Annotated in this window: 26 protein-coding genes; 15 read left to right on the top strand and 11 right to left on the bottom strand. The window is 63.0% G+C overall.

What is annotated here, in order from left to right; genetic code table 11:
• Positions 1 to 29: 29 nt before the first annotated feature.
• Both AC1DWA_RS18015 and AC1DWA_RS18010 read right to left on the bottom strand, forming a co-directional pair.
• The gene (locus AC1DWA_RS18015) at positions 30 to 899 is read right to left on the bottom strand and encodes an alpha/beta fold hydrolase (RefSeq protein WP_477846496.1); all 870 of its coding nucleotides are present in this window, start codon (positions 897 to 899) and stop codon (positions 30 to 32) included.
• A gap of 76 nt (positions 900 to 975) precedes the next feature.
• On the bottom strand, positions 976 to 1,884 hold the full coding sequence (locus AC1DWA_RS18010; RefSeq protein ID WP_195790777.1) for an IclR family transcriptional regulator: 909 nt from the start codon (positions 1,882 to 1,884) through the stop codon (positions 976 to 978).
• 138 nt (positions 1,885 to 2,022) lie between these two features.
• Between AC1DWA_RS18010 and AC1DWA_RS18005 the strand changes: the two genes are divergently transcribed.
• From AC1DWA_RS18005 to AC1DWA_RS17995, 3 genes are all read left to right on the top strand, one after another.
• Complete coding sequence (locus tag AC1DWA_RS18005; RefSeq protein ID WP_046379321.1) at positions 2,023 to 2,898, top strand: TIGR03619 family F420-dependent LLM class oxidoreductase; 876 nt, start codon at positions 2,023 to 2,025, stop codon at positions 2,896 to 2,898.
• 32 nt (positions 2,899 to 2,930) lie between these two features.
• Positions 2,931 to 3,422, top strand: a complete 492-nt coding sequence (locus tag AC1DWA_RS18000; protein ID WP_003939809.1) for a nuclear transport factor 2 family protein — start codon at positions 2,931 to 2,933, stop codon at positions 3,420 to 3,422.
• A gap of 127 nt (positions 3,423 to 3,549) precedes the next feature.
• Entirely contained in the window at positions 3,550 to 4,797 is a 1,248-nt protein-coding gene (locus tag AC1DWA_RS17995; protein ID WP_021345600.1) for an Nramp family divalent metal transporter, read from the top strand.
• Positions 4,798 to 4,853: 56 nt separating this feature from the next.
• On the opposite strand, the gene AC1DWA_RS17990 is transcribed toward AC1DWA_RS17995, so the two are convergent.
• A complete protein-coding gene (locus tag AC1DWA_RS17990; RefSeq protein ID WP_020909202.1) occupies positions 4,854 to 6,449 on the bottom strand; it encodes an acyl-CoA synthetase in 1,596 nt (531 codons plus the stop codon).
• Between the two features lie 369 nt (positions 6,450 to 6,818).
• Between AC1DWA_RS17990 and AC1DWA_RS17985 the strand changes: the two genes are divergently transcribed.
• Positions 6,819 to 7,757 carry a 3-oxoacyl-ACP reductase gene (locus AC1DWA_RS17985; protein ID WP_007729451.1) on the top strand — a complete coding sequence of 313 codons (939 nt, stop codon included), beginning with the start codon at positions 6,819 to 6,821 and terminating at the stop codon, positions 7,755 to 7,757.
• A gap of 27 nt (positions 7,758 to 7,784) precedes the next feature.
• On the top strand, positions 7,785 to 8,528 hold the full coding sequence (locus tag AC1DWA_RS17980) for an SDR family NAD(P)-dependent oxidoreductase (protein ID WP_019745385.1): 744 nt from the start codon (positions 7,785 to 7,787) through the stop codon (positions 8,526 to 8,528).
• A gap of 21 nt (positions 8,529 to 8,549) precedes the next feature.
• Here AC1DWA_RS17980 and AC1DWA_RS17975 read toward each other — a convergent pair whose 3' ends face one another.
• The gene (locus AC1DWA_RS17975) at positions 8,550 to 9,455 is read right to left on the bottom strand and encodes an amidohydrolase family protein (RefSeq protein ID WP_477916875.1); all 906 of its coding nucleotides are present in this window, start codon (positions 9,453 to 9,455) and stop codon (positions 8,550 to 8,552) included.
• 125 nt (positions 9,456 to 9,580) lie between these two features.
• On the opposite strand from AC1DWA_RS17975, the gene AC1DWA_RS17970 reads away from it, so the two are divergent.
• The 3 genes from AC1DWA_RS17970 to AC1DWA_RS17960 all read left to right on the top strand — a co-directional run bounded on the left by AC1DWA_RS17970 (position 9,581) and on the right by AC1DWA_RS17960 (position 12,350).
• On the top strand, positions 9,581 to 10,108 hold the full coding sequence (locus AC1DWA_RS17970) for a nuclear transport factor 2 family protein (protein ID WP_019745387.1): 528 nt from the start codon (positions 9,581 to 9,583) through the stop codon (positions 10,106 to 10,108).
• A 4-nt stretch (positions 10,109 to 10,112) separates the two neighbouring features.
• Complete coding sequence (locus tag AC1DWA_RS17965) at positions 10,113 to 11,246, top strand: oxidoreductase (protein ID WP_283384135.1); 1,134 nt, start codon at positions 10,113 to 10,115, stop codon at positions 11,244 to 11,246.
• A gap of 105 nt (positions 11,247 to 11,351) precedes the next feature.
• Entirely contained in the window at positions 11,352 to 12,350 is a 999-nt protein-coding gene (locus AC1DWA_RS17960) for an MDR family oxidoreductase (protein WP_019745389.1), read from the top strand.
• A 5-nt stretch (positions 12,351 to 12,355) separates the two neighbouring features.
• On the opposite strand, the gene AC1DWA_RS17955 is transcribed toward AC1DWA_RS17960, so the two are convergent.
• Complete coding sequence (locus AC1DWA_RS17955; RefSeq protein ID WP_007729467.1) at positions 12,356 to 12,907, bottom strand: ribonuclease H family protein; 552 nt, start codon at positions 12,905 to 12,907, stop codon at positions 12,356 to 12,358.
• Positions 12,908 to 12,952: 45 nt separating this feature from the next.
• Here AC1DWA_RS17955 and AC1DWA_RS17950 point away from each other — a divergent pair, with 45 nt between their 5' ends.
• The 3 genes from AC1DWA_RS17950 to AC1DWA_RS17940 all read left to right on the top strand — a co-directional run bounded on the left by AC1DWA_RS17950 (position 12,953) and on the right by AC1DWA_RS17940 (position 15,183).
• Positions 12,953 to 13,906: a DNA-3-methyladenine glycosylase family protein gene (locus tag AC1DWA_RS17950; protein WP_477846495.1), complete on the top strand. Its 954-nt coding sequence runs from the start codon at positions 12,953 to 12,955 to the stop codon at positions 13,904 to 13,906.
• A gap of 17 nt (positions 13,907 to 13,923) precedes the next feature.
• Entirely contained in the window at positions 13,924 to 14,574 is a 651-nt protein-coding gene (locus tag AC1DWA_RS17945; RefSeq protein ID WP_019745391.1) for a pyridoxamine 5'-phosphate oxidase family protein, read from the top strand.
• Between the two features lie 111 nt (positions 14,575 to 14,685).
• Positions 14,686 to 15,183: a hypothetical protein gene (locus tag AC1DWA_RS17940; protein WP_020970854.1), complete on the top strand. Its 498-nt coding sequence runs from the start codon at positions 14,686 to 14,688 to the stop codon at positions 15,181 to 15,183.
• A 7-nt stretch (positions 15,184 to 15,190) separates the two neighbouring features.
• On the opposite strand, the gene AC1DWA_RS17935 is transcribed toward AC1DWA_RS17940, so the two are convergent.
• From AC1DWA_RS17935 to AC1DWA_RS17915, 5 genes are read right to left on the bottom strand one after another with little or no spacing between them, the layout of a single operon-like run.
• Positions 15,191 to 15,580 carry an ArsR/SmtB family transcription factor gene (locus AC1DWA_RS17935; RefSeq protein ID WP_019745393.1) on the bottom strand — a complete coding sequence of 130 codons (390 nt, stop codon included), beginning with the start codon at positions 15,578 to 15,580 and terminating at the stop codon, positions 15,191 to 15,193.
• Positions 15,581 to 15,640: 60 nt separating this feature from the next.
• Positions 15,641 to 16,837 (bottom strand): acetyl-CoA C-acetyltransferase, encoded by a 1,197-nt coding sequence (locus AC1DWA_RS17930; RefSeq protein WP_069145568.1) that lies wholly within the window; start codon positions 16,835 to 16,837, stop codon positions 15,641 to 15,643.
• Between the two features lie 40 nt (positions 16,838 to 16,877).
• The gene (locus AC1DWA_RS17925; RefSeq protein WP_003940415.1) at positions 16,878 to 17,330 is read right to left on the bottom strand and encodes a MaoC family dehydratase; all 453 of its coding nucleotides are present in this window, start codon (positions 17,328 to 17,330) and stop codon (positions 16,878 to 16,880) included.
• A 44-nt stretch (positions 17,331 to 17,374) separates the two neighbouring features.
• Complete coding sequence (locus AC1DWA_RS17920) at positions 17,375 to 18,121, bottom strand: GntR family transcriptional regulator (protein WP_003940169.1); 747 nt, start codon at positions 18,119 to 18,121, stop codon at positions 17,375 to 17,377.
• 31 nt (positions 18,122 to 18,152) lie between these two features.
• Complete coding sequence (locus tag AC1DWA_RS17915) at positions 18,153 to 19,304, bottom strand: acyl-CoA dehydrogenase family protein (RefSeq protein ID WP_019745395.1); 1,152 nt, start codon at positions 19,302 to 19,304, stop codon at positions 18,153 to 18,155.
• A 200-nt stretch (positions 19,305 to 19,504) separates the two neighbouring features.
• Here AC1DWA_RS17915 and AC1DWA_RS17910 point away from each other — a divergent pair, with 200 nt between their 5' ends.
• The 3 genes from AC1DWA_RS17910 to AC1DWA_RS17900 are packed head-to-tail and all read left to right on the top strand — an operon-like array spanning position 19,505 to position 22,570.
• Positions 19,505 to 20,380 (top strand): HpcH/HpaI aldolase/citrate lyase family protein, encoded by an 876-nt coding sequence (locus AC1DWA_RS17910; RefSeq protein ID WP_477846494.1) that lies wholly within the window; start codon positions 19,505 to 19,507, stop codon positions 20,378 to 20,380.
• Complete coding sequence (locus tag AC1DWA_RS17905) at positions 20,377 to 21,375, top strand: MaoC family dehydratase (protein ID WP_477846493.1); 999 nt, start codon at positions 20,377 to 20,379, stop codon at positions 21,373 to 21,375. The genes AC1DWA_RS17910 and AC1DWA_RS17905 overlap by 4 nt, the downstream gene beginning before the upstream one ends.
• A 31-nt stretch (positions 21,376 to 21,406) precedes the next feature.
• The gene (locus tag AC1DWA_RS17900) at positions 21,407 to 22,570 is read left to right on the top strand and encodes a CoA transferase (protein WP_477916873.1); all 1,164 of its coding nucleotides are present in this window, start codon (positions 21,407 to 21,409) and stop codon (positions 22,568 to 22,570) included.
• Here AC1DWA_RS17900 and AC1DWA_RS17895 read toward each other — a convergent pair.
• Entirely contained in the window at positions 22,545 to 23,702 is a 1,158-nt protein-coding gene (locus AC1DWA_RS17895) for an acyl-CoA dehydrogenase family protein (protein WP_046379328.1), read from the bottom strand. The genes AC1DWA_RS17900 and AC1DWA_RS17895 overlap by 26 nt on opposite strands.
• Before the next feature lie 195 nt (positions 23,703 to 23,897).
• Here AC1DWA_RS17895 and AC1DWA_RS17890 point away from each other — a divergent pair, with 195 nt between their 5' ends.
• Positions 23,898 to 25,361, top strand: coding sequence for an MFS transporter (locus AC1DWA_RS17890; RefSeq protein ID WP_019745400.1), 1,464 nt, complete (start codon positions 23,898 to 23,900; stop codon positions 25,359 to 25,361).
• Positions 25,362 to 25,390 lie beyond the last annotated feature (29 nt).

Genomic DNA, 25,390 nt, shown 5'->3' with positions numbered 1-25,390 from the left:
ACCAAAAAGGCGCACGGGGGCGAAGCCCCTTACTTGCCTTCTGGACGCGTCAGGAATGCCAGAACGGACGCGACCCAGGCGTCACGGGCTTCGATCATCGTCCAGTGTCCGCAGTTGGGGAAGATGTGAACTTCGCCGTTGGGGATGTCGCGCATCGGCAGTATCGCCATGTCCACGGGGCTGACGCGGTCGTCGCGTCCCCAGGTCAACAGCGTCGGCGCCTTGATCTTGTTCAGCTGCGCCCAGTACGGCACGGCGGTCGACGCAGCGGCAGCCGCGCCCATGGCGGCCATGGCCTTGCTGCTGTACATCCGTCGGGCGATCTCGAGCGTCATCGGCTCGGTGGCCAGAGCCCAGCGCTCTTCGATCAACTGCTCGGTGACGACCGCGCGGTCGAAGACCATCGAGTGCAGCCACCGGACCAGAGCTTCGCGGGTGGGGTTGTCGGTGAACTCCATGAGAAGTTTGATGCCTTCACCAGGGCCGGGAGAGAAGGTGTTCTTGCCCATGCCGCCGATGGTGACGAGCTTGCTCACCCGGTGCGGTTCGTCGATCGCGACCTTGGTGGCGACGATGCCGCCCATGGAGTTGCCGATCATGTGGACAGGTCCGAGGCCGAGGCCGTCGAGGAACATCCCCACCGATGCCTGCGCCATCATCATCGGGTGGTCGGGGCCGGGATCGCTGACGCCGAATCCGGGGAACTCGAGAACGTAGCAGTGGAAGTGCTCCGCGAAGTCGGCGAGAACGCCGCGGTAATTGCGCCAACCGGTGACACCGGGGCCCGAACCGTGCAGCAGCAGGAGCGGCGGGCCGTCGCCGGCTTCGTGGTACCGGAGCACACCGAGATCGGTCTGCAGTTCCTTCAGGGTTCCCTCGTAGCTCAGTTCAGTCGTCATGGTCCGAACGGTGCCATCAGTACCGCTGAGCTGCTATGACTCGTCCCGATCAGCGAGACAAGTCGATCAAAATACGTCAGATCCAGTGGTCGGACGACGCTGCCAGCAGGCGATCCATCGTCTCCGCCGAGAACGTATTGGTCGGAACGGGAGGCGTCTTGCGGCCGCGTCGAGGAGCACCCAGTTCGGGGTACAACGTCCGCGAGACCTCGCGAGCCGCGTCGACGACCAGCGGAGCAACTCGCTCGAGCTGAGCGGTCCGCATGTCACCACACAACGCGATGCTGCCGACTGGACCCTCGTGTCCGCGAATTGCCGAAGCCACACATGCGACTCCACGCGCCGACTCCCCGCGTTCGAAGGCCAGTCCCCGACGCTGACGGATGCGGTTCAGTTCCTGATGGAGCACGGCGACGTCGGTGATGGTGTTCTCGGTGCAGCGGGGAAGAGCCGACCCGAACAGAGCGTCGACGCGCTCGGGGTCGATCCATGCCAGCATCGCCTTGCCGCCGGCCGTCGAATGAGCGAGCACTCTGCCGCCGACGCGGGACGGCAGCGCCGCGGCGAATCGTCCGCCGACCTTGTCGAGGTAGACGCTCTCGCGTCCGTCGAGCACCGACAGGTGAACGACCATGCCGGTCTGCAGGTGCAGTTCGTGCAGAAGCGGTGCTGCGGCTTCGCGGATCTGGCTGTGGCCGCCGTCGCCACCACCGAGGCCGAGCGCGCGGCGCCCGAGGCAGTAGCCGAACGATGCGTGATCGACCCAGTCCAGCTTGACGAGCTGATCGAGAATGCGGTGGACGGTGGACCGCGGCAACTGAGTGCGGCACGCGACTTCTTCCAGCGTCAGCCGCGCGGCGCGGCCGTCGAAGGCGTCGAGAATCAATGTCATCCGCTCGACCATCGACGGCGGCAGATCCTTCTTGGGGTGCCCGGCGGCGTTCTGGACGGTGGACAGTGTGTCGTTCATGTCAACGATGGTCATGGACGCCTCCCGAAAACTGGAATTGATTCTACCGACTATAACCCAGGTCACAGTTTCTGGAAAGTGAATCGGTCGTTTCGATCCCGATCAGCGGTAATTCACCCGCCGCCGCGTCGGTGGGAGCGCTATAAACGCCCGATGCACCTGGGAATCGTCACGCCGGTCCTGATTCAGCACCCGAGCACGCGTTCGGAGTGGGAGGCGAGTGCTGACATCGGCGAGATCGCCACAGTGGCTGCCACGGCGGATCGACTCGGTTTCCATCATCTGACCTGCAGTGAACACGTGGCGGTTCCCGAAGAAATTGCCACCGAACGCGGCGGAACCTATTGGGATCCGCTCGCCACGCTGGGTTACCTGGCCGCACGCACGTCGCGGATCCTCCTGGCGACGCAGGTGCTGGTACTGGGTTATCACCACCCCCTCGAGATCGCCAAGCGCTACGGAACGCTTGATCGCGTCAGCAACGGACGCCTGATACTCGGTCTCGGAGTGGGGACTCTGAAACAAGAATTCGATCTCATAAATGCTCCGTTCGTCGACCGAGGAGCACGTGCCGACGACGCTCTGGCAGCACTTCGAGCATCACTGTCGACTCCGACTCCGGAGTATCACGGCGAGTTCTACGACTACTCCGGATTTGTCGTCGAACCCCATGCCGTCCAGAAACGTGTGCCCCTCTGGATCGGCGGCCGGACCAAGAGATCGTTGCGCCGGGCCACCACACACGGCGACGGGTGGGTGCCGTTCGGGCTGCGATTCTCCGAACTGAAGGAAATGCTCGACGCCACGACGCTCCCCGACGGATTCGACGTAGTGCTTCCCGCCGGTGCTCCGCTCGACCCCCTCGGCAATCGCGAATCCGCCCTTCGCGCCTTGACACGCGTCCGTGACGCCGGGGCGACCATAGCCAGTTGCTCGGTCGGCGCTCGAAGCGTCCAGCACTACTGCGAACAACTCGAAGAACTTCACCGAATCGCCCTCGCCGAGGGCTTCGCTTTCACCACCCCATGATTCGTCAACCTTCCTATACAAAGGACGTACCGATGACCGACTCGACCGCCCTGATCGAATCTCTGCTCGCCCGAGTGGAATTGCTCGAGGACAAACTCGCGATCACCGAACTGCTGACCACGTACAGCCCTGCCGTCGACAGTGGATCAGCCGACGAGGTCGCGAACCTGTGGCTCGAGGACGGTGTCTACGACGTCGACACCGGCGCGATGCACGGCCGCGGCGAACTGCGCGCGATGGTTCACAGCGCCTCTCACCAGAACTGGATCATGAACGGCGCGGCTCACATGATGACGCCCGCGCACATCCGCATCGACGGCAACAAGGCCGTCGCGACCTGCCATTCGCAGTTGGTCATCAAGGACCCCGAGAACCCGACGGGGTTCAAGGTCCTCCGCATCACCGCGAACCGCTGGGAACTGATCAAGACCGACGGCGAGTGGAAGGTCGAACTGCGTACCAACGCCCTCCTCGACGGCCGACCCGAGGCCCGCGCTCTCCTGGCCGCCGGGGTGACTGCCTAACCCCTGTGCGCGGTTAGGGACCCTCTGCGGTCGCTGACCGCACACAGCTGTTGAAAGTTCGGCTCCCCGAACTCTATAGTTCACATATTCGAACCAACAGGTCCGAGCACGTGTGACCAGGAGACCGATGAGCACCAGTACGCAAGAGCCGACGACTCCGCGCCGACGACCCACGGGAAGATCCATCGCCCTGCTCGGTCCGGCGTTCGTCGCGGCAATCGCGTACGTCGATCCGGGTAACGTCGCCGCCAACCTGACCGCCGGCGCGAAGTACGGCTACCTCCTCATCTGGGTGCTGGTACTCGCCAATGCAATGGCCGTCCTGGTGCAGTACCTGTCCGCGAAACTCGGGCTGGTCTCCGGCAGATCCTTGCCCGAAATGCTGGGTCAGCGCCTGCGTAAGAACAACCGCCGCGCCTTCTGGCTCCAGGCCGAGATGATGGCGATCGCGACCGACGTGGCCGAGGTCATCGGCGGCGCCATCGCACTCAACCTGCTCTTCAACATCCCGCTCTTCCTCGGCGGGTTGATCACCGGATGCGTGTCGATGGTGATCCTGACGATCCAAAGTCGGCGCGGACAGCGCACTTTCGAGTTCGTGGTCATGGGATTGCTGGCCATCATCACCATCGGCTTCCTGACCGGGCTCGCCTTCACCGACGTCTCCGGCAGCGAAGCGGTCGCCGGACTGGTCCCCCGCTTCGAAGGAACCGAGACCGTACTGCTCGCCGCCAGCATGCTCGGAGCAACGGTCATGCCGCACGCGATCTACCTTCACTCCGCATTGGCACGTGATCGCCACGGCCACATCAAACCCGGGCCACGGTTGCAGCGACTACTCAAAGTCACCCGTTGGGATGTCGTAGTCGCGTTGATCATCGCCGGTGGCGTGAACATCGGCATGCTGCTTCTGGCCGCTTCGGCGCTGCGCGGAGTACCCGGCACCGACACCATCGACGGCGCGCATGCCGCGATCGAGAATTCACTCGGTCCGGGTGTAGCCGTGGTGTTTGCGATCGGACTCCTCGCCTCCGGACTCGCGTCGACCTCCGTGGGGTGCGCGGCCGGCGCCGAGATCATGCATGGTCTTCTGGCCATTCGCATTCCGGTGATCACACGCCGAATCGTCACTCTCATCCCGGCACTGATCGTGCTCGGACTCGGCGTCGACCCGACGCTGGCACTCGTGCTCAGCCAAGTGGTCTTGAGCCTGTGCATCCCCTTCGCGATCATCCCGCTGGTGCGAATGACCTCGGACCCCGAACTCATGGGCGACGCGCGCAATGCCCCGTTCACGACCGTCGCGGCATGGATTGCGGCCGGCTTGATCGTTGCACTCAACGTCGCTCTGCTGGTTCTGACGGTGACAGGCTAGAGCACCAGAGCCACCCAACGCGTCCCTCACAAACGCGCTGGATGGCTCCGGCCGGACTAGGAAACTTGCTCGGCGAGAGTGGCCTTGGCCCAGCGATAGTCGGCCTTTCCGCTGGGAGAACGCCTGATCGACGGAACGTTCATGACGGTGCGCGGCACTTTGTACCGAGCGACCTGCGACGCGCAATGCTCACCGATCTCGGCAGCGTCCGGGACGTCGAAGCCTTCGCGGGTCGTGATGACCGCAGCGACGCGCTCACCGAACTTCGCATCCGGAATTCCCGCGACCAGAGCGTCGAGCACCGCCGGGTGACTCTTGAGTGCCTGCTCGACCTCTTCGGGGTACACCTTCTCCCCGCCGGTGTTGATGCACTGAGAACCACGCCCCAGCAGGACGATCGAGCCGTCGGCTTCCACGCGCCCGACGTCGCCGAGCACCGACATCCGCACCCCGTCGATCACCGGGAACGTAGCCGCGGTCTTGACCGGATCGTTGAAGTAACCGACCGGCACGTGACCACTGCGAGCGATGTAACCGGTCTCGGGCGATCCCGGCTCCAGCGGCCGCATCCTTTCGTCCACGACGCGGGTCTCGTCGCGAGCGGCGATGCGCATCAGGCCGTCTTCGCCGATCTCGAGATTGCCGTCGACGCCCGACTCCGAGGAGCCGAATCCGTCGCGGATCACCAGGTTCGGAAGTATCGACTTGAGCTGCTCCCGCAGTGAGAGCGAGAACAAGGCCCCGCCGGACGAGACCATGCCGACCGTACTGAGGTCGTAATCTGCTGCGTTTGCTGCCAATTCGTCTGCGAGCGGACGGGCCATCGCGTCTCCGACGACGGTGATCGAGACGGCCTTCTCACTCCCGGCGAGCTGCAGGGTCGTCTTCGCGTCGAACCGCGCCATGAGAATTGCGTTGGCGCCCATGAAGAATCCGGTGAACAGCGAGTACGACGCCGCACCGTGCATCAGGGGTGCGGTACTGAGCATGTTCATCGCGGGAACGTTCGGCACCGCGGCGAACAGAGCCTGTGCGGTCGTGTGCGGCGGACCGAACGGATTTCCGCCGGTGAGCGCCGCGAAGTAGAAGTCTTCATGACGCCACATGACACCCTTGGGCATCCCCGTCGTGCCGCCGGTGTAAATGACAAAGAGGTCGTCGTTGCTGCGGGGCGCGAAGTCACGAGTGGCGGGCTGCTCCGCGGCGGCGTCGGCAAATCGAACGACGTCGACGCCTTCGATATCGCGGACGGCTGACTCGCCGACGACAACGACGTGCTTGATGCCGGGCGCGGCCGGGAGAACCGTCTCCACGACGGAAACGAACTCCTCGTCCACGATCAGTGCCACCGACTGCGAATCGTTGTACAGGTAGGTCAGTTCGGCGTCGACGTAGCGATAGTTGACGTTGATCGGGACCGCACGAATCTTGAGGCAGCCGAGCAAACTCTCGACGAACTCGACGCTGTTGCGCATGTGCAGAGCGACGTGATCGCCCGGCCCGACACCGACACTCGCCAAGTGGCGGGCAATGCGGTTCGATCCCTCGTCCAGTTCGACGTAGGTGCGACGACGGCCATCGCACACGAGCGCCGTGCGGTCCGGAATCAGATCCGAAATGCCCTCGTACAGATCTGCCAAATTCAGTGACACTGCTGGTGCCTTCCTTGATGTCCGGCCCGGTGAATTCGGGGCCGACCGTACTGCGTTTTCGGTGAGAACTATCCGACCCTGGAGCCGACGAATGCGGCCGAGAACTGAGCGGATCGGTGGTGACGCAAACGCGTACGCGGTGGGATCGCCGCGTCGACCCAAGGTGGCATGCAGCGCTCGTGACCCAGATCACCGCTCCCGCTGAGTGAGACTGCTCCTCAGTTGGTCAAACTTCTGCTCAAAACTAGAACTAATTCTGATTTCGCTCGAATGATTTTTTCGGAAAGACTGCCGAACTCTCGACTTCAAATTAGAATGAATACTAATTTTGCTGTACCTACCCGGCAGACCGGATCGAAGGAGCACGACATGACGCAATCACTGAGCTTGGAAGGCAAAGTTGCCGCCGTCACCGGCGCCGGCGCCGGCCTGGGTCGCGCCGAAGCACTCGGACTCGCGGCTGCCGGTGCAGCCGTCATCGTCAACGACATGGGTGCAGCGGCCAACGACGTGGTCGACGAGATCAAGGCCGCAGGTGGACAGGCACTCGCCATCACCGGCGACGTCTCCGACTGGTCGCTCGGCGGGCGCATCATCGAAGAGGCTGTCAAGAACTTCGGATCCTTCGACATCCTCGTCAACAATGCAGGCATCCTGCGCGACAAGATGATCTTCAACCTGACCGAATCCGATTGGGACGACGTCATCCGCGTGCACCTCAAGGGCCACGCCGCCACCTCGCACGCAGCCGCAGTCCACTGGCGCGCAGCCAGCAAGGCAGCCGACGCACCGGTCTACGGCCGCATCATCAACACCTCTTCCGAGGCCTTCCTCTTCGGCAGCGCCGGACAGCCCAACTACTCGGCAGCCAAGGCCGGCATCACCGCTCTGACGCTCTCGAGCGCAGCAGGTCTCTCCCGCTACGGCGTCCGCACGAACGCGATCTGCCCCCGTGCCCGCACCGCCATGACGGCAGAAGCCTTCGGCGAGAACAACACCGGCGTCGTCGGCCTCGATCCGCTTGCACCCGAGCGCGTCGCGACCCTGGTCAGCTACCTCGCATCCCCCGATTCCGACGAGATCAACGGACAGGTCTTCGTCGTCTACGGCAAGATGGTGGCGTTGATGGAAGCACCCAAGGTCGAGAACCGTTTCGACGCAGCCGGATCCGCGTTCACCGTCGAAGAACTCGGTGGCCAGCTCTCGTCTTACTTCTCCGGCCGTGGGCCGTACGAAACCTACGCTGCCTACAGCATCGCCGGCCTCGAAAAGATCGCACTTGCAGTCGACGAGACCGCAACAGTTTAAGCAGCACTTACGAAGAGGAGCGTTTTCATGAGGTTGAACGGCAAGGTAGCGATCGTCACCGGCGGCGCCGGTGGAATCGGTCGCGCTATCACCCGAGTCTTCGCCCGTGAAGGCGCGAAGGTCCTGTTCGTCGACATCAACGACGAGCAGGGCCAGGCCCTCGAACAAGAACTGGCCGGCTCCGGCAAGTTCCTGAACGTCGACCTTGCTGCCGCCGGTTCGGCCGAGCAGATCCGTGACGCCGCGCTCGAGGCTTTCGGCAAGCTCGACATCCTGGTGAACAACGCTCACGCGTCCCGTCAGGCTCCGTTGCTCGAAACCACGCAGGACATGTTCGACCTGTCCTTCAACACCGGTTTCTACCCCGTTGTCCACCTCATGCAGGCGTGCCACGACGAACTCGCGAAGACCAAGGGTTCGGTCGTCAACTTCGCATCGGGTTCAGGTTTGGACGGAATGCCCACCCAGACGTCCTACGCTGCGGCCAAGGAAGCTGTGCGAGGCCTGACGCGCGTCGTCGCCAACGAGTGGGCGCCGGAAGGCATTCGGGTCAACGTGGTCTGCCCGTTCGCCGCCACCGAAGGCGTCGTCAAGTGGCAGGAAGCCTTCCCCGAGCGCGCAGCCGCATCGGTTGCCAAGGTACCTCTCGGACGCATCGGTGATCCCGAAACCGACATCGCTCCCGTCGTGGTATTCCTGGCAAGCGAGGATTCCAAGTACATGACCGGACAGACGTTGATGGCCGACGGCGGCAGCATCAAATTGCGCTGAGCGAAATACTTCTCGGTGGGCTCAGCTCACCGAGAAGAGTTTCGCAGCGTTGTCGTGCACGACGGCTCGCAGCCATTCGTCTCCGAGATCGAAGCGCGTAACCGCTTGCAAGGCTGTGAGATACGGGTACGGAATGTTCGGGAAGTCGCTACCGAACAGAATCCGGTCCTGCATGTCGACGAGCCGTGAAACGTCTGCCTTCGGGAAGGCGCACTGCTCTTCCGTGAAATCGGTGAACGCCATGGTCGTATCCAGGCGGACGTTGCCGTAAGCCTCTGCCAGATCGAGGAATTCGCTGTACTCGGGCATCCCCATGTGGGCGACGATCAAAGACAGGCGCGGGTACCGTGCGAGCAGCGAAGCAATGCGATCGGGTCCCGTGTACTCCCCCGGCGCCGGTCCCGATCCACAGTGAATCACGATGGGCGTCTCGGAGTCCTCGAGCTGACCCCAGACCTTGTCGAGCAGAGGGTCGTTCGGATCGTAGTTTCCGACCTGGATGTGGGACTTGAAGATTCGCGCGCCCGACTCCAGGGACTTTCCGACGTACGACGCCGCCGACTCCTCGGGATAGAACGTGGCCGTGTGCAGGCAATCAGGTGTTTGCGCGGCAAATTCGACGGCCCACTGATTGAGCCACTCGGCCATCGCGTGCTTGTGCGGGYAGATCATCGACGTGAAAGCCCGGACACCGAACTCGCGGAGACGGTGTACCCGCTCCTCCTCGGCAAGTCGGTACGCGATCGGCCATGGTCGACCGATCATCGGTCCCGCTGAATCGAAGTAGCCCCACACCTTGTCCATGACGCTCTTCGGCATGAAATGGGTATGGACGTCGATCACGCCAGGAACACCCAACTCGCGCCAGAAAGCCCGAACCTCGGCGATCTCCTCCGGTCCGGTCGATGGGACCTCTTCGGTACACACGTCTGACACCCCTTTCGTTCGCTCGACCATACCGAGTGCCGTCGCGCTCACCGGGACAGGTCGTTGACGGCCCGCGCTGAGCACCCGAATGTGAACCCATCTTGCCGATCACCGTTGGAGGTTGAATGTCTCAGGCCGAGTCCGAAGTGGGATCGATCAGTGCCGTCGAGGAACTGCTCGCAATCGAGGAAATCAAACGTGTCTTCGCCGCGCGCCTACGCTGCATGGACACCAAGCAGTGGCACGTCTACCCAACCCTGCACACCGCAGACGTCGTCAGCGAGACGTGGGGCGGACTCCCGACAGACAAGCAACCCAAGACCGGTGACACCTCGAACCAGGTAGTGGGCATCGACAAACTCACCGCGGCAATTCGGAACATGCTCGACGGCGACATCCCCCTCACCACGGCGCACCACGCACACACTCCCGAAATCGTGCTGACGTCACCCACCACCGCAACCGGTATCTGGGCGATGGAAGACATGCTGTGGTGGAACGACGGCGAGAAAGAACTACACCTGCACGGCTACGGCCACTACCACGAGGAATACCGCAAAGAAGACGGCAAGTGGCTGATCAGCTACCGAACCCTCACCCGGCTCCGTGTCGACCAGGACCCCGGATTCTTCCGATTCATGAAAGCGCTGTGACGAAGTGACCAACCCGCTGTTCCAACCGCTCCGCATCCGTTCGCTCGAATTGTCCAACCGCATAGTCATGTCGCCGATGACGCGCACGTACTCCATCGAGGGCGTGCCTGGCCGCGACGTCGCCGACTATTACCGCCGACGCGCCGAGGGCGGTACCGGACTGATCGTCACCGAAGGCGTCGCGATCGATCACGAGACTGCTGTCGACCACGCCAACGTCCCCAACCTCCACACTCCCGCTGCTCAGGCCGGATGGCGCAAGGTAGTCGACGACGTGCACGCTGCTGGCGGCAAGATCGTGCCTCAGCTCTGGCACGTCGGGCCTCTGTGGGGCGCGATGACGCAGATGGACCCTTCGCTCAAGCCGATGCGTCCCTCGGGCGAGTGGGGTCCGCTCGGCGTCACCTCGTACTCCGCGGCCTACGTCGAACGCGCGCAGGCGAGCACCGAAGCGATGACCGAGCAAGACATCCAGGACGTCATCGACGCGTATGTCCGTAGCGCGAAGCACGCCGTCGAACTCGGCTTCGACGGTATCGCGATCCACGGCGGTCACGGCTACCTCCTCGATTCCTTCTTCTGGGAGGGCACCAACCAGCGCGACGACGCGTGGGGCGGCGACCTGGAGCGTCGAACCGAGTTCCCGGCCGCCGTCGTCGCTGCGATCCGCGCGGCCATCGGACCGGATCTGCCGATCATCTACCGTTTCTCGCAGCACAAGCAGCAGGATTTCACCGCGAAGATCGCGGAGACCCCCGAGGAGTTGGGCGTCATCCTGGGCGCGCTGGTCGACGCCGGAGTCGACGTTCTCGATGCCAGCATCAGGCGCTTCGACGTCCCCGCCTTCGAAGGCAGCGATCTCTCGCTGGCCGGCTGGGCGAAAAAATTGACCGGCGCCGTCACGATGGCCGTCGGCAGCGTCGGTATCGGAAAGTCGCTGCGGGACAGCCGTATCGAAGGCGTCGCCCCTGTCGTCGACAACATCCCACAGCTCGAGGAGCGCATCGGCAGTGGAGAGTTCGATCTGATCGCGATCGGCCGTCTCCACCTCGCCGATCCGGCATTGGCGACAACCCTGCGCGACGGTAGTCCGCTGCCGGCCTTCGATCGAGCGGTGCATGAGGGCAGCTTGATCTAGGGGCTCCGCCCCTGTGTTGATCTAGGGGCTCCGCCCCTGTGCGCCTTTCCGGTAGTTCGCACTACCGAAAAGGCGCACAGGACCGAAGGCCTTTATGTTCGACCCATGACTACTTTCAACGCCTGGGTCGCCCGCGAAAGCGACGGCACCATCGACTTCGCCCCCGAAACCGTCGACGAATCCTTCCTCCCGGCAGGTGAGGTCACCATTCGCGTCGAGTATTCGAGCGTCAACTACAAGGACGCGCTCGCGGTCACGCCGAAAGGCGGGGTGGTCCGCGAGTACCCGATCGTCCCCGGCATCGACGTCGCCGGCGAGGTCATTGCCTCCGAGTCCGACGCATTCGCCCCGGGAGACAAGGTCGTCGCACATGGCTACGAGATCGGGACCGCCCGCAACGGCGGCTACGCCGAGATCGCCCGTTTGCCTGCCGAGTGGGTCGTGAAGCTCGACGGCATTTCCACCGCCGACGCTGCTGCGATCGGCACGGCAGGATTCACCGCAGCCATGAGCGTCCAAGCCATTCTGGCCAGCGGAGTGAAGCCCGCCGACGGTCCCGTCCTGGTGACGGGCGCGAGCGGCGGAGTCGGCACCGTCAGCGTCGACCTTCTGGCAAGCGCAGGCTTCGACGTGGTCGCCTCCAGCGGTAAGCCAGGCGCGGCAGACCTTCTGACGTCACTCGGTGCGTCTTCGGTGATCGGCCGGCTCCCCGAAGATCCCGACGCCAAGCCTCGCCCGCTCGGAAAATCTCAGTGGGCGGCGGCCGTCGACTGCGTCGGTGGAAAGACCCTCGCTCACGTTCTGAGCACGATCAACTACGGCGGTGTTGTGGCCGCCAGCGGATTGACCGGCGGCGCCGCGCTGCCTACGACCGTGCTGCCGTTCATTCTCCGCGGAGTCTCACTGCTGGGCATGGACTCGGTATTGATGCCGATCGAACCCCGTCGCGCGCTGTGGGCCCGTCTGGGCTCCGACTTGGCCCCACGTCATCTGAAGGAGATCACGAACCTCGTTGCCGTCCGTGACGTCGTCTCGGTGATCGATCAGGTACGCGAAGGCAAGTACACCGGCCGGGCACTGGTTCAGGTTGCCGACGGTTTCTGAACCGCTCAGAAAAGTGTGAACAGATCTGCCGGTTCTTCGGCCGTCGTGGACTTCTCCTTGTAAGGGGAGTTCACGGCGGTCGGTTCCTTCTTCACCGGGGCAGCAAGCGGGACCGATGCGATGTCCCCCGAGACGATGGCGCGTGCGGCTTCGCCGGCCAGCTTGTCTGCCATTTCGTTGTAGTGGTTGCCGACGTGCCCGCGCACCCAACGAAAGCGCACCGGACCGACTCGATCGGTGATGGCTCGGTCGATGCTCTGCACCAGTTCCAGGTTCTTGACCGCCCCGCCGCTCGCGGTCTTCCAGCCCTTGCGCTTCCAACTCGGCAGCCATTCCGACGCGCACTTGATGGCGTACTGCGAGTCGGATTCGATGAGCAGAGGATCAGCACCGGGATGGGCGACGACGGCCTCGAAGAGCGCACGCAACTCGGCAATCTGATTGGTGCCGGACGCTTCTCCGCCGGACATGCTCGGACCCTCGTGATTGACCCACGCCCAGCCGATAGCCCCGCCGGGGTTTCGCAGACAGGATCCGTCGGTGCTCACGATGATCATGGCTCGGACAATACGTTGCGCCACCGACACACGCCTTAACGGAGGATGGACGGTGGCGATACGCTGACCTCGATGACGCCGCTATCTCCGGTCGACGAAGTCACGGTGACTTCTCAGCGACCGCTCGATGCCGCGCTGACGCTCAGCCCGCATCAGCGCGGACCCGGCGACCCCGCACATCGACGGTCAGCCGACGGAGCGATCTGGCGAGTTTCCCGCCAACTTTCGGGTCCTGTGACCTACCGCATCACGCAGTCGGATCGCCATACGGTCCGGGTACAGGGCTGGGGTCCCGGCGCCACGGAATTTCTGACCGGCGCCGAAGCTCTGCTCGGTCTCGACGACGAGGCCGAAGATTTTGCGCCCGAGCATCCCAAGCTCGCCGAAGCTCATCGACGCTTCCCTCATCTGCGCATCGGCCGCACCGGACGCGTCATGGAAGCCCTCGTTCCCGCGATCCTCGAGCAACGCGTCCACGGCATCGACGCGTTTGCCGCATGGCGCCGGCTGCTGACCAAATTCGGGGAGCGCCCACCCGGCCCCGCGCCCGACGGAATGCGAGTTCCACTCACCGCGGACCAATGGCGACGAATGCCGTCGTGGGAGTTTCATCGCGCAAATGTCGATCCCGCGAGATCCAAGACGATCGTTCAGTGCGCTCGGGTCGCCGACCGCCTCGAGCAGGCGTCATCGTTCCCCCGGGCCGAAGCGACCAAACGATTGCGAGCGGTGCCCGGCGTCGGGATCTGGACTGCCGCGGAAGTGGCTCAGCGCGCCTTCGGCGATTCGGACGCACTCTCGGTCGGCGACTACCACCTCGCTGCGGTCATCGGCTGGTCGCTCCTGGGTGAACCGATCGACGACGCCCAGATGGTGCAGTACCTCGCTCCCCTCCAACCGCATCGATACCGTGCCGTGAGGCTTCTGCAGGTCAGCGGCCAAGCCGTCAAACCCAAATTCGGTCCGCGAACTGCCGTTGCCGACCACCGCTGGCACTGAGCACCAGGAGATAAAGAATGTCGACCCGATACGCACACATCGCCTTCTCCCCCGCTGCGGTGGAGCGTCAGCGGTCGACCGGGAGTTTCACCGTCTACGGTTCAAAGCTCGATCAGCCCGACGAAGGCCCGATGGAATTCGATTTCCGCGCTCAGGGATTCGTGAAATCCGTGGATTCCTTCTTCATGTCCACTGTGACGCCCGACGGTTGGCCGTACGTCCAACATCGCGGCGGCCCGCGCGGATTCCTGCATGTGTTGGGCCCGAATCGAATCGGATTCGCCGATCTCCCCGGCAATCAGCAGTTCGTGACGCTCGGCAATCTGGAAGAGAACAATCGCATCTCGCTGTTCGTCATCGATTACCCGACGCGAACGAGATTGAAGATCTACGGGCGTGCACACGTGATCGAAGCGGACGAGGACCCTGAACTGCTGCAACAACTCTTGCAGGTCCCCGGCGGCACCATGACAGCAAAAGCGCAGCGCTCCATCGTCGTCGAGGTCGAAGCGTTCGACTGGAACTGCAGTCGAAATATCACACCTCGCTTCGACAAGGAGCGCATGGACGAATCCCTCGCTCTGGCACGCCAACCCCTGCAAGCCGAGGTCGATCGGCTTACTGCCGAGGTCGAAGAATTGCGCGCGCGGTTGTCGAAAAACGAATGAGACTGGGCGGTTTCAGGGCCCCCTGAGTCGGGTAGCCACCAAACACGGCCCGTCGCGCGGAGACGACGGGTCCCGTTGTGCCCGAGGAGGTCCGCACGATCGATCCAGACGGTGGAGTTCAGGCTGACGAACTGCACCGCCACCATTCACGACTGGTTCCACACAGACAGATTGGCCGTCCCCATGAAACTGTCCCGAACTCTCACCATGTCCGTTCTCGTCGTCGCCGCTGTCGGCGCCGGAGCCGGCACCGCGGTCGCAGCGCCCCCGAATGCGGGCTTCGATCCGTCCCAACCCCTACTGACACCGACCGCCGAGTCGAACAGCCAGGCGGCGTTGATGCTCTTCCCCGGTAACGATCCGAAGCAAGCCGCGTTCGACACGATGGCCAACGAGGTCAATATCGGCTGGAACAACGGCGGCGTGCAGTCGACGCTCATCGGAGCCAACCTCGGCGTCGGAATCGGCTGCCTGTCGATCTTCCCGAACTTCATCGCCGGCTGCATCGTCGGTGGAGTCATCGGCACGGTTGCCGGAGTCGGCGCGGGAATCACCAACGGAAACCCGAACGCTGCGCCGGCCGTCGAGAAGTTCTTCGCGACTCCTTGAGAGACGCTCAGCTGTGCGTGTGCCCGGGGGTGGGTGTCTCGTCGTGAAAATGTGTGGCGCCGATCGAATGCAACAGCTGGTGAACGGTGTCGTCTGCCAGTTGGTATCGCATCGATCGGCCGTCGCGCGTCGCGCTCACCCACCCCTGGCTACGCAGTAGCCGCAGCGCATGTGAGACGGCTGTGCCGCTCATCCCCAGCGCCACGGACAGATCCGTGACGCAGATACCCGGTGCGTGGTGAAGGCAGAGCAACAGACGCAGACGGTTGGCGTCGGAGAGAAGCTCGAAGCGACCGGACCAACTGGTGACATCGAGACCCTCGAGTGCAGCCCTGGCGCGACGAACATCCTCGACGCTCAGCGCGCCACTGGTGTCTGCTGCGCCTGCATTCGTCAACCGACTGCCTCCGTAGAACTTCCGATCCCCCGCCGCAAGTGTACCCAGAAGCGAACCTCGTCAGGCAGACTCCACCACGGCTGCCATGCCCTGGCCACCGCCGATACACATGGTCAACAGCGCTTTTCCGCCGCCGCGACGGCCGAGTTCGTGAAGCGCGGTTGTTGCCATACGCGCACCCGTCGCTCCCACGGGGTGCCCGAGCGAGATGCCGGAACCGTTGACGTTCAGTCGATCGAGGTCCTCGAAACCCCATTCCTTCACGACGCCGAGAACCTGGCACGCAAACGCCTCGTTCAGCTCGACCAGATCGAAGTCGGCAAAGCCTGCCCCTGTGCGAGCAAACAGTTTCGAGACGGCGGCAACCGGTCCGAGGCCCATCAGCGCCGGTTCACAACCGGCCGCGGCCCAACTGTCGAGGAACCCGATGGGTTCCAGCCCCAGCTCGTCCAGGCGATCCTCGGCGACCACCAACATCGCTGCCGCAGCGTCATTCTGTTGGCTGGCGTTACCGGCGGTCACGACGCCTCCCTCGGACACCGCACGCAGCCGTGCCAGGGTTTCGAGTGAGGTATCCGGACGGATCCCCTCGTCAGCACGAAACTGTGTGACGTTCCCTTTTCGATCCGTCAGTTCGACGGCGACGATTTCGGCATCGAATCGGCCGGATTCTCTTGCCAGTGTAGCTTTTCGGTGACTCTCGACGGCGAAGGCGTCCGACTCTTCCCGCGTGATCCCGCAGCGTGTCGCGACGTTCTCGGCCGTTTCGATCATTCCGCTGATTCGGCCGAAACGCCACTCGGGTTGCGAGCGCTCTCGACCACGATCGAGGCGGTCGAACAGTTGCAGCCCACCGGATTTGGTGCCCCACCGCGCTCCGGTGGTGTAGTGCTCGATCCCGCTCATCGATTCGACGCCGCCCGCGAGAACCACGTCGGCAGCACCCGTCTGGACCATCATGGCCGCGGTAACGATGGCCTGCAGACCCGTTCCGCATCGGCGATCCGTCTGGAAGCCGGCTACCGAAATCGGCAACCCGGCCTCGAGCGCCGCCCACCTTCCGATGCACGGTGCCTCCGAATTGGCATACGACTGCCCCATCGCGACGTCGTCGATGCGGGACGGATCGATTCCGCTACGACGCACGGTCTCCTTGACGACAGTGGCAGCCAAACTTTCCGCAGGCACGTCACGAAGTGCCCCTCCGAAACGGCCCACCGCGGTTCTGACCGGCGCGACCAATGCTGCTCGTTTCACAACTGACCTCGAATCTCGTTCTGGAAGAATGGAAAAGGATTCAGGAGACCAACAGGCGCACGGTATCCGCCACCAGCGCAGGTTTACCTGCTCCTTCGATTTCGATCGTGTACCGCACGACAATCGTCGCGCCCTTCGCGGTGCGCTCGAAGGAAAGAATCTCCGCACCTGCCCGCACCGAAGAACCGACCTTGACCGGTTCGGGGAATCGCACCTTGTTGCTGCCGTAGTTCACGGTCATGGAGATTCCGTCGACACGCATCACCTGAGCGCCGAGCACCGGCAACAACGAAAGAGTCAGATAGCCGTGGGCGATGGTGCCGCCATACGGACCCTGCGCTGCGCGCTCGGGATCCACGTGAATCCACTGGTGATCCTCGGTGGCGTCGGCGAACTTGTCGATCCGATCCTGTGTGACCGGAAACCACGCGCTGTAGCCCAAGTGCTCACCGACAGCCGTCTCAACTTCGTCGATTCCGTTGAAAATTCGCATAGTTCTCTCCTGAAAGGTGTTGAACAGCAAAGAAAAGTGCAGCGCTAATGTGCGCCGCGGCGCAGCGTGACCCGATACGTGTACTGCTCCGGCAAGAAATAGCTCACCGACAACTCGTTGGCAACGCCCTGCGCGTTGGAGTACAAACGGTCCACCCGCAACATGGCGTGGCCGATCTCGCAATCGACATCCCTGGCAACGTCTGCCGTTGCCGGGGACACCGTGATCGATTGTGCTGCTTCGACAATCGGACTGTCGATCAGCGGTTCCAGCAGACCGATCACCGTATTGGCGCTCACCGCACCGGCCGCCATGGCGGGCAGGTCGATGATCTGCCGAGCTATCGCCTCCGGCAGATGCGCCGTCGTCTGCACGAACGGAACTCCCTCGTGTATCCGTCGGAAGACCACGGTGTACACGACGTCGGTGTCGAGCCGAAGTCGACTGGCCGCCTCGATGTCCACGCGCCGTTGCAGCGGTGACACCACTTCCATCGTCGTGTCCCGCGAAAGGTTCATGAGATCTTCGATGGATCCGAGATGACGGAGGTAGCGGCCGCTGTTCTCGGTCACGAAAGTTCCGCGCCCGGGTACTCGGTACACGATGCCCTCGGCAACAAGATCGTGAAAGGCTCGGCGGACCGTCTGCCGACTCACGCCGTGATGCTGCGCCAGTTCGGATTCGGTGGGCAGTTGAATGCCGTCGCGGTAGGTACCGGCAGAGATCTGCTGACGAAGCTCACGAGAGAGGCGTTGGTACGCCGGCTCCGTCTCTCTTTCCTTACCGCTCATAGCGACATGATCCTACTTGCTCACCGGTCCGTCACAGACCGCCGCGGGCAACCAGCTGCGAAACGATCACGTTGCGCTGAATTTCGTTGGTTCCCTCCCCGACGATCATCAGTGGTGCATCACGGAAATACCGCTCGACGTCGTACTCCGTCGAGTAGCCGTAACCGCCGTGGATGCGGACGGCGGACAACGCGATTTCCATCGCCACTTCGGAGGCGTACAGCTTGGCCATGCCTGCCTCCATGTCGCACCGCTCGCCGCTGTCGTACATCTGCGCCGCGTGCCAGGTCAGCTGCCGCGCGGCCGTCAGCTTCGTTGCCATGTCGGCGAGGTAGTTGCCGATCGACTGGTGCTTCCAGATCGGCTGGCCGAAGCTCTCGCGCTGCTGCGCGTACGCAAGTGAATCTTCGAGTGCGGCCGTGGCGACGCCCAGTGCACGGCAAGCCACCTGGATACGGCCGGTCTCGAGCCCCTTCATCATCTGCCCGAAACCCTTTCCGGGAGTACCACCCAGAATGGCCGACTCGGCGATGCGGTAATTGTCGAAGGACAGTTCACAGCTCTCGACGCCCTTGTATCCGAGCTTCGGGAGGTCGCGGGACACGGTCAGGCCTTCGCCGTGCTCGACGAGAACGATCGAGATGCCCGCATGACGAGGGCTTGCGCTTGGATCGGTCTTGCACAGCAAGGCGATCACGCCGGATCGGCGGGCATTGGTGATCCATGTCTTGGCGCCGTTGACGACCAGATCTGTGCCGTCGCTCTTGGCATTGGTTGTCATGGCCTGCAGATCGGAACCACCGCCGGGCTCGGTGAGGGCCATCGTTGCCCGGATCTCGCCGGTTGCCATTCGCGGCAGGTACTTCACCTTCTGCTCTTCGGTACCGAACAGCGAGATGAGCTTGGCGACCACTGTGTGTCCACCCATCGCTCCTGCCAGGGACATCCATCCGCGCGACAGTTCCTGCGTCACCTGCGCATAACAGGGCATGGACACCGGCGATCCGCCGTACTCCTCGGGAATCGCGAGGCCGTAGATCCCGATCTGCTTCATCTGATCGATCCACTTCTCGGGATACTCGTTCGCGTGCTCCACCTCCTGGACCGTGGGCTTGACCTCTCGGTCGACGAACCGGCGCACGGTTTCGATCAGGAATGTCTCTTCGTCGTTGAGCTTGAGCATGAATCCGCCTCGACTTGAAATAAGTTTGTACGGCCATATTTCGATATTGTTCGCGCAATGTCAATACCGCGCCTTGACATCGATACGCAGCAACTGCCAGCATCGAGGCAGTTCGCTGCACATCAACGCCGTTCACGGCAGCACATCTATTTCGCAACTGGCCGTACATTTGATCACCAGATCGAGGTAATCGACACACTATGGACGAGAACCACTACCGCGCGACCAGACGCCGTGCGTCCCTGGTCGCTCCGGGTTCAGACGAGCGCAAGGCCCGCAAGGCACTCTCTTCGAACGCAGACGAGGTGATTCTCGACCTCGAAGATGCCGTCACTTCGGCGAACAAGGACCTTGCGCGAACCCTCGTGAGTTCCTTGGTGCACGAGTTCGGTAGGGCGCGCACCATCTCGGTCCGAATCAACGGCCTCACCACGCCATGGGCCCGCGACGACCTGATCGCCTGCGGCACCCTCGGAGAATCGCTGACGAGCGTGATCGTCCCGAAGGTCGAGTCCGCCGACGAACTCCTCGAGGCCGAGCGCATTCTCTTCACTGCCGGTGGGCACCACACCACCCTGCAAGCCCTGATCGAAACTCCGCTCGGCGTCCAGAATGCCGACTCCATCGCCCGCGCGACTCCTCGTCTGCAGGCCGCGATCATCGGATACGCCGATCTCGGTGCAGCGCTGGGTCGCTCACGCTCGGCACTGCCGGAACACTGGCTTGCCGTCCAGGACAGAATCCTGATCGCCTGCCGCGCAGCCGGCGTCGCCGCCATCGACGGACCCTTTCTCGGCATCACCGACGACGACGCCTTCCGCCGCGCCGCGCACTGGACCAGCGCTCTCGGGTTCGACGGCAAATGGGTCATCCACCCGGCGCAGATCGACTCGGCCACTACCGCATTCACTCCTTCGGACGACGCCGTCAATGACGCCAGACGGGTATTGACCGCACTCGAAGAAGCCGAAACCCTGGGTTCCGGCGCCGCCCAGCTCGACGGCCAAATGCTCGACGAAGCAGTGGCCGTGGCAGCGCGTCGTACGCTTGCCCGAGCCGAAGGAGTCACCGCATGAGCGAGCACTACGTGGGAGGACCGTACTTCGACGAACTCACCCACGGTCAGATCTTCGACGAAGCACCAGCGGTGACGTTGACCAGTGGACTCGCCGCCTCCCATCAGTCGATCCTCGGTGACCGCATGCGGCTCCCCCTCGACGCACATCTGTCGTCGAGCGTCACAGGTTCCGCTGCACCAGTGGCGAATCCAGGACTGGTCACCGACGTCGCCATCGGCCAGTCAACCGTGGTCACACACCACGTCAAGGCAAACCTCTTCTACCGTGGACTGCGATTCCACCGTTTCCCGGTACTCGGTGACACCCTGTACACGCGCACCGAGGTTGTCGGTCTACGCGAGAACTCGGCCAAGCCGGGACGCGGCGCCACCGGACTTGCCGCGCTACGGATGACGTCCGCTGATCAGAATGGCAACACGGTCCTCGACTTCTACCGCTGCGCCATGCTCCCACTGAACCCCGACCCGATCGAGACGAGAACTCGCCACGCCGACGGCCTCTCCGTGATCGGTCCGTCCGAACCGGCGCCGTACGTATCACCTGACGGTTGGGACCTCGACACATATCGAGATCGGGTACCCGGCAGGCACTTCGAGTCGGATTTGGTGGGCTCGGTATTCCGTAGCAGCGGCGACGTCGTCACCAGTGCACCCGAACTTGCCCGGCTGAGCTTGAACATCGCAGCGACGCACCACGACGATCGCGTCGGCACCCACGGTCGCCTCGTCTACGGCGGCCACACCATCGGAATTGCACTTGCCCAGGCAACTCGCGCTCTGCCCAATGTGGTGACGGTTCTCGGATGGCACTCGTGCGATCACACCGGGCCCGTTCACGAGGGCGACACCCTCACGAGCGAACTGCACGTCGAAAGTTCGTCGCCCCTCGAACACGGAACCGCAGTGCAACTGCGTTCGCTCGTGTTCTCCCACAATGCTTCTGCAACACAGACTCCGGTTCTCGACTGGCGTTTCACCGTGTTGATGGCATGATCGCACACTCTTCTACCACGAAGGATCACAGATGACTCAGACCCAAGGCCCGCTGTCCGGGCTTCGCATCGTCGAGGTCTCGAGCTTTGTCGCCGCACCCCTGTGCGGACTGACTCTCTCCCAGCTCGGCGCCGAGGTGATCCGGATCGACCCGATCGGAGGTGCCTCCGATTACAAACGCTGGCCCGTCACCGACACGGGTGAAAGCATCTACTGGACCGGACTCAACAAAGGCAAACGGTCACTGTCAGTGGACATGCGCGCCGAGCGCGGTCAAGAACTGATTCGCCAACTGGTCACGGCTCCGGGACCTGGCGGCGGAATCCTGGTCACCAATGCCGGCGGTCGCACCTGGATGAGCTACGACTCCCTGGCCCAGTTGCGTAGCGACGTCATCACCCTCGAGGTTCTCGGACGCCGCGACGGCAGCCCCGGGGTCGATTACACGGTCAACGCCGCGTTGGGATTTCCACAGATCACCGGCCCCGCCGACTACGCCGGAGTTGTCAACCACGCACTGCCCGCCTGGGACGTCGCCTGCGGGCTCTACGCCGCCCTGTCGATAACTGCCGCAGTGCGCCAACGTGACTCGACCGGACACGGCACGCAGATCACGCTGCCACTCGAAGACGTCGCATTGGCCACCGCGGGAACCCTCGGCTACCTCACCGAAGTCCAAGTGAACGGTCGCAGTCGCGAGTCCGGCGGAAACGCCGTCTACGGCACGTACGGAATCGATTTCGTCTCCAGCAACAACGAACAGTTCATGATCGTTGCACTCACTACCCGCCATTTCCGCGACCTTGCGTCGGTCACCGGCACCACGGCGGCTGTCGACGCCGTCGAAGCTGCACTCGGAGCCGACTTCTCCACCGAAGCGGATCGCTACCGTCATCGAGAGGTACTCACTGCTCTGTTCTCACATTGGTTCCGGGAACACAGCGGCGCCGAGATCGCTGCAGCGCTGGACACATCGTCGGTTCTGTTCGAGAGGTACCGCAGTTTCGAGGAAGTGGTGAATTCCGGTGAACTGGAGAACAACCCGATGTTCTCTGCACTCGATCAGCCTCGAATCGGAAGTTATCTGGCTGCCGCGAACCCAGCCTCGTTCGACGGCGCCCACCTGCTCGGAACAAATGTTCCGAGGCCGAAAACATGTCGAGAGTGCGTCAGAGACCAAGATCCTTCGCGATGATGGTCTTCATGACTTCACTTGTGCCACCGTAGATTCGTGTGACACGCGTGTCTGCGTAAAGACGCGCGATGGGATACTCGGTGATGTAGCCGTACCCGCCGTGCAATTGGAGGCACTTGTCGATCACTCGACCTGCCGCCTCGGTGCAGAACAGTTTCGCCTTCGCGGCGTCGGGAATCGTCAGAGTGCCGCGGTCATGACATTCGAGTGCGTTGTCGGACACCAGCTGGATGGCATCAACCTCGGTAGCACATTCGGCCAGAACGAATTTGGTGTTCTGGAATGCCGCGACGGGCTTACCGAACACCTTGCGGTCCTTGACGTAGTCGATGGCAAAGCGAAGCGCTGCAGTGGCAGTGGCGGCCGCTCCGAAAGCGATGGTCAATCGCTCCTGAGCGAGGTTGTGGGTCAGATAGCTGAATCCGTCGCCCTCTTCTCCGAGCCGGTCCTCGACGGGTACCTGTACGTCGACAAACGAAAGCTCCGCAGTGTCGGAGGTCTTGAGACCGATCTTGTTGATCTTGCGCCCCACCGAGTATCCGGGCGACGACGTGTCGACCACCAGGATCGACAGCCCGGTGCGTCGGTTCTCCGCCGTGCTGGGCGCGGTGCGGCACACCACCAGGACGCGATCGGCAAGTACCCCGCCGGTGATGAACGTCTTGGAACCATTGACCACGTAGTGCGTACCGTCCTCCGACAGCTTGGCCGTCGTCGCGATGTTCGCCAGATCCGACCCTGTTCCCGGTTCGGTCATCGCAATCGCGAACATCAGATCGCCGGAGGCGAAGCCCGGCAACCAGCGGCTCTTCTGCTCGTCGTTCGCGTACTCGAGCAGGTAGGGCAGGATCAGGTTCGTATGCACCGACTGCGAGCCGAAAGACGCCCCGGCGGCAGCAACCTCCTCGGCGACGACGACGTTGAACTTGAGCGACTTCTCGCCGCCTCCGCCGTATTCCTCCGGCACCTGAATTCCGAGTACGCCAAGCTCTCCGAGTCGTCGGTAGAAGTCGCGGGGCGGGTGACCGTCCCCTTCCCACTTCTCGTGGACCGGGGTTACTTCCTTCGCGATGAAATCGCGGACGGTAGCCCGGAATGCCTCGTGATCCTCGTTGAACACGGTGCGCTGCATGTATGAACTCCAGTCGGTCAAGGGAACAGGGTGATCCTGATCTCACCTTGCCTCAAGGCTCCGCATTCGATCCAACACTCATCGGCTATGCGTCCGATAGGGCGTACCAATATGGCCTGACCTGCGATACATAGGCAACCGCTATCGTTCCGATCATCGACGCGACATTGCTCAAAGTGATCCAGAACACGTTGAATGGGTCAGCCGGCAAACACAACACCATCGATCGCTTCGAGGCCGCGCTTCGAGCACGATCGCATCCGCCCACCAGTCTCGAAGGGACGCCACGTGACCCCCATCGCGCCACAGCGTAACGACGTCCAGCCCGAAGCAACAGCAACGCCAGATTCGTCAGCAGTCCCCGTCTTCGGTACCCGCAAGCGTGCGTGGACGATGACCGGGCTCGTCGTCTTCCTCTACATCGTCAACTACGCGGACAAAGCAGTCCTCGGAATCATCGCTCAGCCCCTCGCTCGCGAGCTCGGACTGAAGTCTTCGCAAATCGGCATGGTCGGCTCGCTGTTCTTCCTGATGTTCTGCATCGGCGGATTTCTCGCCGGACCGCTCAACAAGTACCTGACCCTACGTTGGGCGCTGTTGATCCTGGCCGCAATCTGGTCCGTGGTCATGCTCCCCCTCGTTCTCGGTGCCAGCCTCGCGATGTTGATCGTCTCGCGCATGCTCCTCGGATTCGCCGAAGGCCCCAGCTCGGCGCTGATGCACACCGCCGCGTACTCGTGGCACCCGCCGGCCAAGCGCGGCCTTCCCGGTGCAATGCTCGCCGGATCCGCCTCCGTCGCGAAGATCGCCCTCGCGCCCGTACTGACCTTCATCGCCGTTCACTACGGCTGGCGCGCAGCGGTTCTCTCGCTCTCTGTCCTCGGACTCGTGTGGATGGGTTGCTGGCTGGCCGGTTGGTCCGAAGGCCCGTACACGAGCAAGGCCGTCAAGGCGACCAAGACTGCAGATACAGAAGCAACCGAGGCGACCGGGACGGCAACGAAGGCAGTCACCGAGCCCAACGTTCCGTGGCGCAAGATCCTGCTCTCCCGCACCTTCGTCAGCTGCTGCTTCCTCATCGCCACCATCTACGCACTGACCACCGTCGTTCTCACCTGGTTGCCGTCGTACTTCGAGGTCGGCCTCGGATACAGTGCGATGCAAGCCGGTTCGATGTTCGCGCTGCCCTCGATCGTCGGCCTTGTCCTCATGATCACCTCCGGTTCCGTCACGGACAAGTTGATCGGCCGCGGCTTCACCTCTCGCACGGTTCGCGTCATCGTTCCCTGCGTCGGCGTTCTGATCTGCGGATCGATTCTCCTGTTCCTGCCACAGATCTCCACTCCCATCGTCGCTGTCGCCATGGTCTCGATAGGCTACGGATTCTCGGCAATCACCTTCCCGCTCATCAACGCTGCGATCTCCGAACTGTGCCCGCCGCAGCAGACTGCAGGCACCATGGGATTCTTCCTCGCCATCATGTCGATCGGCGGCCTGATTGCTCCCTACGCAACGGGAGTCATCGTGGACAACGCAGCAACCCCGGCCGACGGTTACGCCCAGTCCTTCCAGGCAATCGGCATCATCGGAGTCGTCGCCGCGGTTCTGGTCCTCGTCTTCGCCAATCCCGAGCGCGATCGCAAGCTCATCCGCGGCTGAATGCTCCACGTATAGCCATTCGCTAACAA

The organism is Rhodococcus sp. P4_F3_2 (assembly GCF_056401335.1).
Note: the sequence above shows the minus strand (reverse complement) of the source record. Positions and strands in the feature narration are given on the sequence as shown.